The following is a 12,475-nucleotide window of genomic DNA, read 5'->3' as shown; positions in this document are numbered from 1 at the left end:
CGGAACCGGGGGGCGGCCAGCCTTACGCCTGGCCGGCCTCGCCCGGCGGCGCTATTCCGGAAATGGACGTCTTGATTTGACTAGTCGCGACCGGACCCGGAACGGCATGATGCGGGCCATGTCGTCCCCCGAAATCACCATGCGCCGGCCGGATTTTCCCAGTCTCGAGCCGGGCTGGGTCTGGCTCGTCGGCGCCGGCCCGGGCGATCCCGGGCTGATCACGCTCCTGGCCGCCAAGGCGCTGGGCGAGGCCGATGTCGTGGTCTATGACGCGCTGGTGGGCGAGGCGATTCTGGCCATGGCCCGTCCCGGCGCCGAGCTCGAATATGCCGGCAAGCGCGGCGGCAAGCCCTCGGTCAAGCAGCCCGACATCTCGTTGCGGCTGATCCAGCTGGCGCGCGAGGGCAAGCGCGTGCTGCGGCTCAAGGGCGGCGATCCGATGGTGTTCGGGCGTGGCGGCGAGGAAGCGCTGGCGCTGGTGGCGGCGAAGATTCCCTTCCGGATCGTGCCCGGCATTTCGGCCGGAATCGGCGGGCTCGCCTATGCCGGCATCCCGGTCACCCATCGCGAGACCAATTCGGCCGTGACCTTCGTCACCGGCCATGACGCCACCGGCGACGTGCCCGACTCCGTGAACTGGGCGGCGCTGGCGCAGAGCTCGCCGGTGCTGGTGATCTATATGGCGCTCAAACATATCGAGCGCATCGCGGCCCTCCTGATCGAAGGCGGTCGCAGCGCGGACGAGCCGACCGCCATCGTCTGCCGCGCGACCCTGCCCGAGCAGACGGTGCTCGAGACCACGCTCGGGCGCTGCGCGGCCGATGCCGAGGCGGCCGGGCTGGAGCCGCCGGCGATGGTCGTTATCGGCGAGGTGGTGCGGCTGCGCGCAGCGCTCGACTGGCTGGGCGCGGCCCAGGGCCGCGTGCTCGCGGCCGATCCGCTCGGCACGCGCCGCCGGACCGAAAGCGCCTGACGGGCTCGGGTCCGATGGAAGGGACCTCTCACATTCGGAGTCGCGGCCGGGGCGTGATCCTGGCGGCGCCCGCCTCGGGCAGCGGCAAGACCGTCCTCACCATGGCGCTGCTGCGGCTGCTGTCGCGCCATGGGAAATCCGTCGCCGCCATCAAGACCGGCCCCGATTATATCGATCCCGCCTTTCACAGCGCCGCGCTCGGGCGGCCCTGTCTCAACCTCGATCTCTGGGCCATGCGCGCCGGCACGGTCGCAAGCCTGGTCGAGCGGCTTTCGGCGGAGCACGACCTCATCGTCGCCGAAGGGGCGATGGGCCTCTTCGACGGTGCGGCCGACGGCAGCGGCGCCACCGCCGATCTCGCCGCGCTGACCGGCTGGCCCGTGCTGCTGGTGGTCGATGCGCGCGGACAGGGCGCGTCGATTGCCGCCGTGGCGCGGGGCTTCCGCGATCACCGCGCCGATGTCGAGATTGCCGGGATCGTCTGCAATCGCGTCGGCAGCGCCGAGCACGCCTCGATCCTGGCGCAGGCGCTGGAGCCGATCGGCCTGCCCGTCCTGGGCATGGTGCGCCGCGACGAATCCCTGAGCCTGCCCGAGCGCCATCTCGGGCTGGTGCAGGCGGGCGAGCATGGCGATCTCGAGGGCTTCATCGAGCATGCCGCGGACGAGATCGGACGCCAGATCGATCTCGCGGCGGTGATGGCGCTGGCACGGCCCGCGCGCGATCTCAGCGCGCGTATCGGCGCCGACAGCTTCATCGCGCCCCTGGGTCAGCATGTGGCGGTGGCACGCGACGCGGCCTTCGCCTTCGCCTATCCGGCGCTGCTGCGGGACTGGCGCGAGCGCGGCGCCTCGCTCTCGGTCTTTTCGCCGCTGGCGGGAGAAGGTCCCGACCGGTCGGCCGATGCGATCTATCTGCCGGGCGGCTATCCCGAGCTCCATGCCGGCCGGCTGGCGCAAAATCAGCAACTCATGACGGGTCTGCGGGTCGCGGCGCAGCGGGGCACCGCCATCTACGGCGAATGCGGCGGCTATATGCTGCTGGGGCAGGGGCTGGTCGATGCCGAGGGCCGGCGCCAACCGATGGCGGGGCTGCTGCCGCTGGAGACGTCCTTCGCCGAGCGGCGGCTCCATCTGGGATATCGCGCGGTGACGTTGCGCGGCGAAACGCTGCCGATCGGTGTTGCCGGCAGCAGGTTCCGCGGCCATGAGTTCCACTATGCCCGCGTCCTGAGCGAGGCCGGCACCGAGCCGCTGTTCGACGCGAGCGATGCGCGGGGGCGGGAGCTCGGTTCAGCCGGCCAGCGCGTCGGCGGCGTCTTCGGCTCCTTCGTGCATCTGATCGATCGCGCCGCTTGAGGCGGCATCAGGGCGCGCGGCGCTGCCGCAGGCTCACCAGCAAAACGCCCGTCACCATCAAGGCGAGCGCGGCCCAGATCCAGCCGCTATGGCTCTCGCCGAAGATCACGATGCCCCAGAGCATGCCGAACAGCACCACCAGATAGGCGCACTGCGAGGTGAAGACCGGACCGGCGGTCCGGATCATCCACAAGAAGGCCACGGTGCAACTCGAATTGACGGTCATCATGCCGACGACCGCCCATTGCGCCTGCCCCCAGGGCGGCATCATCGAGAAGAACCCATCGGTCGCGACGACGATCGGCAGGACGAGGATGCCACCGCCCACGAGCGTGCCCGCCGACATGGCGAGCGAGCTCATGCCGCGCGGGGTTGCTTTCGCCACATAGATGTTCTGCACGCCGTAGGAGATCGAGGCCGCGAAGCAGAGGAGGGCCCAATGGGCCATGCCGGGATCGGGCAGGCTGGTCTCGGGCAGCAGCACCAGCAGCACGCCCGCCAAGCCCACCAGCAACCCGAAGGCGCGCGGCACCGTGAAACGTTCCAGTGCGATGATCAGGGCGAAAGCATAGGTCGCCAGCGGAACCAATGCGTTCGACATGGAGACGATGCCGGCGGGCAGGAACAGCGCGGCGAAGAACAGAGTACTGCCGGGAATCGTGATGCCGAAGAAACCGCTGAGCGCGTAGAAAACGAGGGAGCGCCGATCGAGCGGGAGCTTCTGACGGGTAAGAAGCATCAGCAGCAGCAGCGGAATGGCGCTGCCGCAGCCCTCCCAGAAGGCAATGCCGAAGCCCGACGCGCCGTCGATGCGCGCGATCCGCAGCAGAGAGAAGCTGCCGCCCCAGGCGATGCCCATGACGAGCAGCAGGAACAGCGGCAGCGCGAGGCGGCGCCAGGGCGCGTGCGTGACGGCAAGAACGGGCGCGGTCATCGCGCTTCCGGTCCCTTCCCCCGGATCGGCAGGGCTGTCCGGGGAAACTCATGCATAACAGAACGCCATCTGGTTGGCTGGGACTTTGGGAGATGGCTTGCTTGGATTGACGGGCGGCGGGCGATCGATACGGTGGAAGGTTTTCCTGGTAAAGAGCGACTGGCCGACGAGTTCGGCCAGTCGCAGGAGGGGGATTTTCACGCTGTGGAGGCGCGCGCCGATGCGCAGGAGCAGATAGGCGATCATGGCGGCGAGGACCTGCAGCCGGATGGCATTTTCGTTGTTGCCAAGGAACTTGCGAATATCGAGATGCTGCTTGATCCAGCGGAACAGCAGCTCGATCTGCCACCGGGTCTTGTAGAGGGTGGCGATTTCCACGGCCGAGCGGGTCATATCGTTGGTGATGAGGGTGATGACGCCGCCTTTTTCGCGCCGGACCCGGATCCGACGCAGCCGGATCGCCAGCTTGGAATCGCCCTTACTGACGAGGCGGACCTCGGCGTCGTCGATGATCCTGAAGCCGTCGCCGACAATCTTCCGGAGCTTGCGCCGCTTGGTGGCGCGCAAGCGCATGTTGGACTTCGCGCGCGTGACGAAGACCGCCTCGGCGGCGTCGATCTGGCACCACCAACTGTAGCGACAATAGCCTTTGTCGAAGACATAGGTGGCTCCGGCCTCGATCGGCACGCGCCGGCCCACCTCGATGTCGTTGATGGTGGCCGGCGTGACCTCGACCGAGCAGGGGCGATCGGCCTTGGGATCGTAGACGACATGCATCTTCATGCCGCGGATCCGGCCGTTCCAGTCCGCCCAGGCGCAGACCTTGCCCAGCGGAATCGGCGAGGCGTCGATCAAACGCAGCATCTCGTTCCCTTCCTGGCGAGCCAGCCGATCCACCTCCTGGGAAAGCGTGCCAAACAGCCCCGCAAACACACTCACTGGACGGCGCGCATTGGCATCCGACAAGGTCGAACGAACCAGCTTCCCGACCCCCAGATGGTAGTGATGCTGGGAGTTGGCGTTGAAACCCGCCTCCACCCCCCGCAGGCTCTTGGCGTGGCTGAGCTGGGCGTAGATCAGCGCCACCAGATGATCCCAGCTCTTGAAGGATTTGTCGTAGGCATCGCCGTCGTGGCGCTCCACCAGCGTGCGGAATTGACGCCGATCGATGGGTTTCAGCAGGCTCACGAAGATGCTACCCATGTACTGCATGCCCGGTTCCCTTTCTGAGTCTCGACAACCAGAAAGTACCCGGAAAACCTCCGGAAAACCGGGCATGCGCCCGCGACCTATCGACTCATTCCCCGGACAGCCCTGCCGGATCGGGGGAAGGTTAGGAAGGGGGATGACGCGATTTCGATACCGCGCAGCCCCCTCCCTGACCCTCCCCCGCAAGCGGGGGAGGGGACGAGATTCTGTCTGTGTCCCCTCGCTCAATGCCTTCCCCCGCCCCCTCAGCGCTTCTCGTCTTCATAGGCGTAGTAAGCGTAGGCCGCGCGCTGATAGATCCGGCGCAACGCGGGGAAGGGGAACTTCGGCAAAGGCGTCGAGAGCAGGGCGCCGTAGTCGACCTTGCTGTCGCCGGCGATTCGCTGCGCGGTGAGGCGGCCGGCCAAGCTGTAGAGCGCGACGCCCTGGCCGATGCAGCCCAATACGTAATGGACGCTTCGGTCGTCGGTCGTGCCGATATGCGGGTTCTTGTCGTAGGACAGGCAGACCCAGCCATACCAGAAATACTCCGTCTCGACCTTGTCGAGCGGCGGGAACATCTCGCGCAGGCGCCGTTCGAGCCAGGCCTTGCGGTAGCTGTGCTCGGCCGGGCTGTCCTCGACCCCGCCGCGCGCGCCGAACAGGATGCGGTTGTCGGGCAGCAGCCGGTAATAGAACAGGAGCCGGCGCGTGTCCCAGATCTTGAAGTAGGTCTGCCAGGACACGGAATCGCGTTCGGCCTGGGTCAGGGGCCGCGTCACGATGATGTTGGAAAGAACCGGCAGCAGGCGGCCCGAGGTCCAGGGGTTGAGCGTGTCGTTCGTATAGCCGTTGGTGGCGATCAGCACCTGGCGCGCCCGCACGATGCCGCCGGGCGTGCGCAGATGATGCTGGCCGCTCTTGCGCTCCCAGCCGATCACCGGCGAGTTGTTGTGCAGGATCGCGCCATGCTTCTGCGCCGCGCGTGCCAGCCCGCGCACATAGCGCATGGCGTGGAGCGCGAAGCCCTCGTGATGCAGCACCGCGCCGTAGGCCTCGCGGCTGTCGAGGAAGTTGCGGGCGAGCGCAGCCTTGTCGAGGAACTGGGACTCGATGCCGAAATCGCGCTGCATGCGTTCGGCATGGGCGCGTATGCCATCGACACGGTTTGGCTTGTGCGCCAGCTCTAGCCCGCCCTCGGCCGTGCGCTGGGCGTCGATCTTCTCGCGCTCCAGGATGTCGGCGACGAGGCGCACTGCCTGGCGCGTCAGGTCGTAGCTGTCGATCGCGCGCTCGCGGCCCCAGCGGCGCATCCAGGCATCGACCCCTTCCTTGCCCATGCCGACCGAGCAGAAGCCGCCATTGCGTCCGCTGCAGCCCCAGCCGACGCGGTTGGCCTCCAGCACATGGGCGTTGATGCCGAAATCGCGGGCGAGGTGATAGGCGGCGGAGAGGCCGGTATAGCCGGCGCCGATGATGGCGACGTCGGTGTCGATGTCGCCCTGGACCTTGTCGCAGCCGGCGACGTCCTCGCCGGCGGTCACGGCCCAGTAGGAATCGACATGGGCCTGCCCCGGGCGCGACAGGTCGGTGGTGTTGATGCTCATGGATCGGATCACGGGAGAGAGTGAGGAACGGCGAGGGTGCCGAAGGCCGGTCGGGCCAACGGGCTCCAGATATGCCCCAAGCGGCTTGGGGGACGCCAGCAGGAAAAGCGTCCCAGGGCTGGGGACAAACCGGAATAGCGTATTTGCTTCAAAGCACTGTACCGATCTGGCCGCTCGATCAACAATGCGCTAAAAGGGGGCCTTGCCGGGGGGCCATCGGGGTTTCATCGGCGCCACCCTCCTGCCCTTCCTCCAGACCGTCCCCCCGCCCCATGGCCGCCCCTCTTCCCGCCTGGATCCGAGCCCTCGGAAAGCCCGGCGCCGCCACCTTCGCGCTGATGTTCGCGATCGACTCGCTGGCGCGGGCCTCACTGACGACGGTCATTCCGCTGGTGGCGCTGCGCACGCTGGGGAATGCGCGCGATGTGAGCCTGCTCTACACCGTGACCGGCTGGTCGGCGGTCGCGGTCAGCTTCCTCATTCCCTGGATCGTCCGCCGCTACCGGCCGCGCCGCCTCTATTCGATGGGGGCGGCGATCCTGGTGATCGTGCCGCTGCTGCTGGCGACTCACACGCTCTGGGGGCTGGCGCTGGGCATGGCCTTGCGCGCCTTTGCCGCCGCCTGCCTGCTCAACGGCCTCAACCTCTATTACATGGCCTATATCCGGAAGCAGGACTTCGTCCGCTCGGAGCCGTTGCGCGCCTTCTTCGCCGCCGCCTGCTGGACGCTGGGGCCCGGCGTCGGGATCATCCTTTACGACCATATCGGGCCCTGGGCGACCTATCTGCTGAGCTCGGGCTCGGCCGTGCTGCTGCTGATTTATTTCTGGCGCATGCGCGCGGAATATGGCCCCGCCCTGCCATTGAATGCGAAGCTCTCGACCAACCCGATCGCCAATATCCGCCGCTATGTCAGCCAACCCCGGCTGCGGCTGGCCTGGATCCTGAGCTTCGGTCGCGAGGCCTGGTGGTCGACCTTCTATATCTATGCGCCGGTCTATCTGGTCGCGGTCGGGCGCAGCGATACCGCGGTGGCGGTCATCATGTCGGGCTGCACGGCGATGCTCTTCACCAGCCCGATCATGGGCTGGATCGGGCGGCGTCTCGGCGCGCGGCGCCATCTGATCCTGGCTTTCCTCGCCGGTGCGACGACGACGATGGGCGTCGCGATCTTCTTTCATTTCCCCTGGTGGTCGACGCTCTGCCTGGCCCTGAGCGCGATGGCGGCGGTGGCGCTCGATTCGGTGGTGTCGATTCCGTTCCTGCGGGCGGTCAAGACGCGCGAGCGGCCCGAGATGACCATGGTCTTCAGCATGTATCGCGACTTGGCGGGCCTGATCCCGCCGATGCTGTTCTCGCTGCTGCTGACCTTCTTCGAGCTGCCGTCGGTCTTCATCAGCGTCAGCCTGTTCATGATCTATTGCGCCTGGCTGGCGCGATGGGTCCCGCGCGGCATGTAGGACGAGGGAGCTTCCGAGCAAGCGCATGAGCGAAACCCGCGTCGGCGAGATGCAGACGGGCATGAGCCTGAAGCAGTTGGTCATCGCCAACGCCGCGCTCATTCTCAATACGACGACCTGGGGCACCTTCTTCCCGGTGCTGGAGCTGCAGTTGCGCCACTGGGACATGTTCTCGGCGTCGGCGGGGCGGCAGGTCACCGGCACGATCGCGCTCCTCTCGATGGTCGCCTGCATCGAGCGGCGCTGGCCGATCCGGCGCGGACTGCCCTGGGGCAACATCATCCTGCTCAGCACCGTCGGCATCACGGTCTGCTGCCTGCTGACGACCTTGGCGGTGTTCCTGTCGAGCGGGCTCTCGGCCGCGATCATCTCGGCCACGAACCCGATCGGGTCCGCCCTGCTGGCGCAGGCGCTCTATGGCGTGAAGCTCCGGCGCGCCATCATCGTCGGCGCGGTCCTCTCGGTGGCGGGCGGCATGCTGGCGGTGACCGCCGGCCAGCATGGCCGCGTCACCTTCGGGCTGGGCGAGCTGGCGCTCGTCACGGCCAATCTGATCTGGACCTGGTTCTCGCTGGCGATCCAGCATCGCCTCAGGGGCTATACCTATCTCGAGCGCTCCGCCTACACGATCTTGCCGGGCGCGGTCCAGCTGACCTTGATCGTCGTCGCGCTGCATTATCTGGGGCTGGCGCAGATCCGGATGGAGCTGACGTTCTGGCCGCTGCTCTATGTGTTCTATCTGGGCTTTGTCCCGAACGGCCTCGGCAATTTCCTCTGGCTCTGGGCCATCAGCCGCGTCGGCGTCAATGTGGCCTCGATGTATCAGAACCTGATCCCGGTGACGGCGGTGCTGGTCACGATCTGGATTGGGATCTATCCGAGCTGGCAGCAGCTGATCGGCGGCGCGATCATCCTCCTGGGCGTGCTCTACACCCAGATCACCGAGCGGCGGCGCAGCAATGCGACGGTCGTCAAGGCGACGGTCGTCAAGCCGGGTGTTTCGCCTTGAGATAGGCGTCGGCCAGCTCGATCACCTCTTCGTCAGGTTCCCCGTCCGTCGAGCAGCACGCCGATGACCAGCTCGCGCCCGGCTCTGCTGATGCCGACCCCGCCCGGACGCTGCTGCGCCAGACCCAACGAGATCAGTCGATCGGCCATGGGTTTCGCCAGCTCCGGATAAGGCCCCCGATTCAGGCGTTTGAGGGCGGCTTGTTCTTCCGCCGTAAGATCGTGCCAGCCAACCGTCATGAGAATTCTTCGCCCGCCATCGCCGTCGTCTCCCGCTTTTCCTGATGCCGGCCGGCGCGCTACCGGCGCTTTGCCTCGAGATAGGCATCGGCGAGCTCGATCAGCCGCGCCCGTCCGAAGCTGGGACGATGGCCGCCATGGACCACCGTCACCGGCAGTGTCCGCAACCGCTCCATCGTCCGGATGTAATCCGCCACGTTGGAGTGGGAGAGCTCGTCGATGAGCTGCCCGTCATAGATCGCGTCGCCGGAGAAGAAGACGCCGGTCTCCGCCTCGAACAAGCCGATCGAGCCCGGCGAATGGCCAGGCAGATGCACCACCTCGAACCGCCGGTCGCCGAGATCGAGGATGCTGCCATCCTCGAGCCAATGCGTGACGCGCGCCGGCCGGATCACATAGCTCTTGAGGCTGTAGCCCGCATGGGGCAGGGCGGTGATCAGCGAATCGCCGATCTCATAGCCGGCGATGCTCATGCCGGCGCCGGGCTGGCCGCTCGGATCCATGACGACGAGATGGGTTGCCGGCGTCGGCCGCTCGAGCCAGGGCGCTTCCAGCCGGTGGGCGGCGCAGTCCTCGAACTCGTGATGGCTGCCGATATGGTCGGCATGGGTGTGGGTCGCGATCGCGGTCACCGCCTTGTCGAGCAGCGGCGCCATCGCCTTGCGCAAGCTGACGATCCCCATGCCGGTGTCGATCACCAGATCCCGGTCGCGCCCGCGCACATGCCAGATGTTGCAGCGCATGAGCCGGATCACATGCGGCTCCCAGAGCAGCGTGATCGAATCATCGATCCGTTCGGTCTCGAACCAGCGGTCGGCAATGGCGAGGCCCATGATGGAAGCGTTCCTAGGTGGAGCCGATGAGATGAATTTCAGTGCGGCGTTTCATGAGCCGGTCCTCGGGAATCGACGGCTGCCTCAGCGGCCAGATTGTAGACATTGGCGCGGCCGGAAATGGACAGGAATTACGATACATGCCAGATTTGTTACCAGAAAATCAGCGAGTTTCGAAGGAAACGCAGCTCTGCGGGAGTCGAGATCTTCAGCGCCTCGCCGTTCGATAGCGTGGTGCCGGCTGTGTCGTTCATCGATACTCTGGCCGGGGAAATCCACGGCCGGTTCGTCGACACCGCCACCGGCCGGTTGTCGCGATTTGAATCCGGAAATATCGCTTTCGAACGGAACGTGACGGACCACAGCGCGGCGAAGGGGGCAGCGAGACCATGAGCGATGCCGGCATCACCTATCTTCTCTGGCACGATCTGGTGGGGATGACGCGCACGCGGGGTGTTCCTACCCGCGACCTTCCAAAAAGGCTTTCCAGCGGGCTGGGCTGGGCGCGGGCCGGTCAGGCGCTGACGGCCTTCGGCAACATCGTCGACAATCCCTGGGGCCCCATGGACGAGGTCCGTCAGGTGCCCGATCCCCGGGCGGCCTTCACCATCCCCGGTGACCGCGACATTCCCGACTTCAACGCCGTCATCTGCGACAGCCGGATCGACGAGCGGACGCCCTGGACATGCTGCGGGAGAAGCTTCTTCCGCGGGGCGCTGGAGGCCCTCGAGGCGGAGACCGGGCTGACGACCTATGCCAGCTTCGAACATGAGTTCAGCCTATCGGGCCCGGACTTCGAACCCTCCGCGCCCTTCTCGATCGCGGCGGTCCGGCAACAGAATCACTTCCTCACCGAGCTGGAGGCGGCGCTGACGGCAACGGGCGTCACGCCCTACACGATCGAACCGGAATATGGGCTTGGCCAGTATGAGGTGGCCTGCGCGCCGGAGCTCGGCGTGAGGGCGGCGGATGCCTGCCTGATCGCGCGCGAGACGATCCGCGAGATCGCAAGGCGGCACGGTCTTTCGGCTTCGTTCACGCCCAAGCCCGCGCCCGATGCGGTCGGCAATGGCGCCCATATCCATTTGAGCCTGGTGGACCGGAAAAGCGAGAACCGGACCTACGATCCTGCGGGGCCGATGAATCTCAGCGCGGTGGCCGCGCATTTCTGCGCCGGCATCCTCGAGCATCTCGATGCGCTGCTCGCGATTTCCGCGCCGTCGCCGGTGTCCTATTTCCGGTTGGGCCCGCATCACTGGAGCGCGGGCTTCCGTGCGATCGGGCTGCAGAATCGCGAGGCGGCCCTGCGGGTGACCCCGGGCGTCGGCGACGAGACCGCGAAGCGCACCGGGCACAATATCGAATATCGTCCCTGCGATGGCGTCGCCTCGCCCTATCTGGTGCTGGGCGCGATGGTTCGGGCCGGCCTCGACGGCATCCGTCGCAAGCTGCCCTGTCCCCACGGCATTACCGTGGATCCGGCGGAGATGAGCGAGGCGGCGCGAGAGGCCGCCGGGGTGAAAGCGCTGCCGACGTCGCTTGCAGCGGCGCTGGAGGCGCTGCTGAAAGACGACATCGCGCGGGGCTGGTTCTCGAAGGAGCTCCTGGATACCTATGTCGCGCTCAAGCGGTGGGAGGTCGACATGGTGGCCGAGGTCGGCGACGAACAGGCCTTTGCCCGTTACCGATCCGCCTATTGAGGTCCGCCATGATCGAGCTCGAGCGTCTCATCGACCATCACTGTCATGGCGTCGACGTCCGTCCCCTCAGCCGTGCGCGGCTGGAGGCGCTGATGTCCGAAGCGCATCGGCCCGAGGTGCCGGGCTGCACGCAGTTCGACAAGCCGGTGGGCATGGTGATGCGGCGGTACTGCGCGCCGGTCCTGGGTCTGGAGCCCCATGCCTCGCCGGAGGATTATGTGGCCCGCAGGGCTGAGCTTGGCGGCGAGGAAGCGTCGCGCCGGCTCATGCGCGCCGCCGGCACCTCCGACCTCCTGCTCGACACGGGTCATCGTAGCGGCGACATTCTCGATGTGCCGGGCATGGCTGCCCTGTCGGGGGCATCCGTTCGCGAGATCGTCCGGATCGAGGCGGTAATGGAGCAGGCCGCAAGGACGGCCGGTTCCGGCGAGCAGTTGCTGACCCTGTTCGAGGCGGCGCTGGCGGAGCGGGCGTCTAAGGCGGTCGGCCTGAAGAGCATCGTGGCCTATCGCACGACCTTCGACATCGATCAGAGCGCGCCGTCGCGTGCCGAAGCGGCAGCGGCCGGCGATGCCTGGCTCCGGAGGAACGCCGAATCGGGCTGGCGGCGGCTGGAGGATCCCACGCTGATCCGGCACGGCCTCTATGTCGCGCTCGATCTCTGCGTCCAGCGGCAGTTCCCGCTGCAGCTTCATGTCGGCGTCGGCGACCGCGACGTGGACATGCCCAAATGCGATCCGACGGTGTTCGTGCCCTTCATCCTCCAGGCCGAGGTCAAGGACGTTCCCATCACGCTGCTGCATTGCTATCCGTTCGTGCAGGAAAGCGCCTGGATGGCGGAGGTTTTCTCGAACGTCTATTTCGATGTCGGCTTCACGCTGAACTTCACCGGCGCGCTGGCCCGCCGGGCGATGGAGGACGCGCTGGGGATGGGACCGTTCTTCAAGCAACTTTACAGTTCGGACGCCTTCGGCCTGGCCGAGCTGCATCATCTGGGCCGCGTCCAGTTCCAGCGCATGCTGAGCGCGGTCCTGTCCGATTGGGTGGCCGCGGGCGACTGCAGCGTCAAGGAGGCGGACCGGACCGCCGCCATGATCGCACACAAGAATGCCGAGAGGATCTACCGGCTCTGACAGGGGGCCGGGATACCCGGCGACAGCGCCGCGGAAACCTG

The 12,475-nt window shown here is 66.8% G+C and carries 11 protein-coding genes; 7 read left to right on the top strand and 4 right to left on the bottom strand.

The window, feature by feature from the left end:
- The first annotated feature begins 109 nt into the window (after nt 1-109).
- Nucleotides 110-973: a uroporphyrinogen-III C-methyltransferase gene (cobA, locus tag FRZ44_RS19735; protein WP_407658101.1), complete on the top strand. Its 864-nt coding sequence runs from the start codon at nt 110-112 to the stop codon at nt 971-973.
- Between the two features lie 53 nt (nt 974-1,026).
- Nucleotides 1,027-2,331, top strand: coding sequence for a cobyrinate a,c-diamide synthase (locus FRZ44_RS19730; RefSeq protein ID WP_318526377.1), 1,305 nt, complete (start codon nt 1,027-1,029; stop codon nt 2,329-2,331).
- Between the two features lie 7 nt (nt 2,332-2,338).
- On the opposite strand, the gene FRZ44_RS19725 is transcribed toward FRZ44_RS19730, so the two are convergent.
- The 3 genes from FRZ44_RS19725 to FRZ44_RS19715 all read right to left on the bottom strand — a co-directional run bounded on the left by FRZ44_RS19725 (nt 2,339) and on the right by FRZ44_RS19715 (nt 6,060).
- On the bottom strand, nt 2,339-3,265 hold the full coding sequence (locus FRZ44_RS19725) for a DMT family transporter (protein WP_151178787.1): 927 nt from the start codon (nt 3,263-3,265) through the stop codon (nt 2,339-2,341).
- 48 nt (nt 3,266-3,313) lie between these two features.
- Nucleotides 3,314-4,477 (bottom strand): IS4 family transposase, encoded by a 1,164-nt coding sequence (locus tag FRZ44_RS19720; protein ID WP_151175693.1) that lies wholly within the window; start codon nt 4,475-4,477, stop codon nt 3,314-3,316.
- Nucleotides 4,478-4,719: 242 nt separating this feature from the next.
- Complete coding sequence (locus FRZ44_RS19715) at nt 4,720-6,060, bottom strand: NAD(P)/FAD-dependent oxidoreductase (protein ID WP_151178786.1); 1,341 nt, start codon at nt 6,058-6,060, stop codon at nt 4,720-4,722.
- Between the two features lie 272 nt (nt 6,061-6,332).
- On the opposite strand from FRZ44_RS19715, the gene FRZ44_RS19710 reads away from it, so the two are divergent.
- Together FRZ44_RS19710 and FRZ44_RS19705 are read left to right on the top strand one after the other, a co-directional pair.
- Nucleotides 6,333-7,520 carry an MFS transporter gene (locus tag FRZ44_RS19710; RefSeq protein ID WP_191908203.1) on the top strand — a complete coding sequence of 396 codons (1,188 nt, stop codon included), beginning with the start codon at nt 6,333-6,335 and terminating at the stop codon, nt 7,518-7,520.
- 25 nt (nt 7,521-7,545) lie between these two features.
- Nucleotides 7,546-8,529, top strand: coding sequence for a DMT family transporter (locus FRZ44_RS19705; RefSeq protein WP_151178784.1), 984 nt, complete (start codon nt 7,546-7,548; stop codon nt 8,527-8,529).
- Nucleotides 8,530-8,827: 298 nt separating this feature from the next.
- Here FRZ44_RS19705 and FRZ44_RS19700 read toward each other — a convergent pair whose 3' ends face one another.
- Entirely contained in the window at nt 8,828-9,601 is a 774-nt protein-coding gene (locus FRZ44_RS19700; RefSeq protein ID WP_151178783.1) for an MBL fold metallo-hydrolase, read from the bottom strand.
- A 105-nt stretch (nt 9,602-9,706) separates the two neighbouring features.
- Here FRZ44_RS19700 and FRZ44_RS19695 point away from each other — a divergent pair, with 105 nt between their 5' ends.
- From FRZ44_RS19695 to FRZ44_RS19685, 3 genes are read left to right on the top strand one after another with little or no spacing between them, the layout of a single operon-like run.
- Nucleotides 9,707-9,994, top strand: a complete 288-nt coding sequence (locus tag FRZ44_RS19695) for a hypothetical protein (protein WP_151178782.1) — start codon at nt 9,707-9,709, stop codon at nt 9,992-9,994.
- Nucleotides 9,991-11,301 carry a type I glutamate--ammonia ligase gene (locus tag FRZ44_RS19690; protein WP_151178781.1) on the top strand — a complete coding sequence of 437 codons (1,311 nt, stop codon included), beginning with the start codon at nt 9,991-9,993 and terminating at the stop codon, nt 11,299-11,301. The genes FRZ44_RS19695 and FRZ44_RS19690 overlap by 4 nt, the downstream gene beginning before the upstream one ends.
- 8 nt (nt 11,302-11,309) lie before the next feature.
- Nucleotides 11,310-12,434, top strand: a complete 1,125-nt coding sequence (locus FRZ44_RS19685) for an amidohydrolase family protein (protein WP_151178780.1) — start codon at nt 11,310-11,312, stop codon at nt 12,432-12,434.
- Nucleotides 12,435-12,475 lie beyond the last annotated feature (41 nt).

Origin of the sequence: Hypericibacter terrae (assembly GCF_008728855.1) — a bacterium.
Lineage (GTDB): Bacteria > Pseudomonadota > Alphaproteobacteria > Dongiales > Dongiaceae > Hypericibacter > Hypericibacter terrae.
Note: the sequence above shows the minus strand (reverse complement) of the source record. Positions and strands in the feature narration are given on the sequence as shown.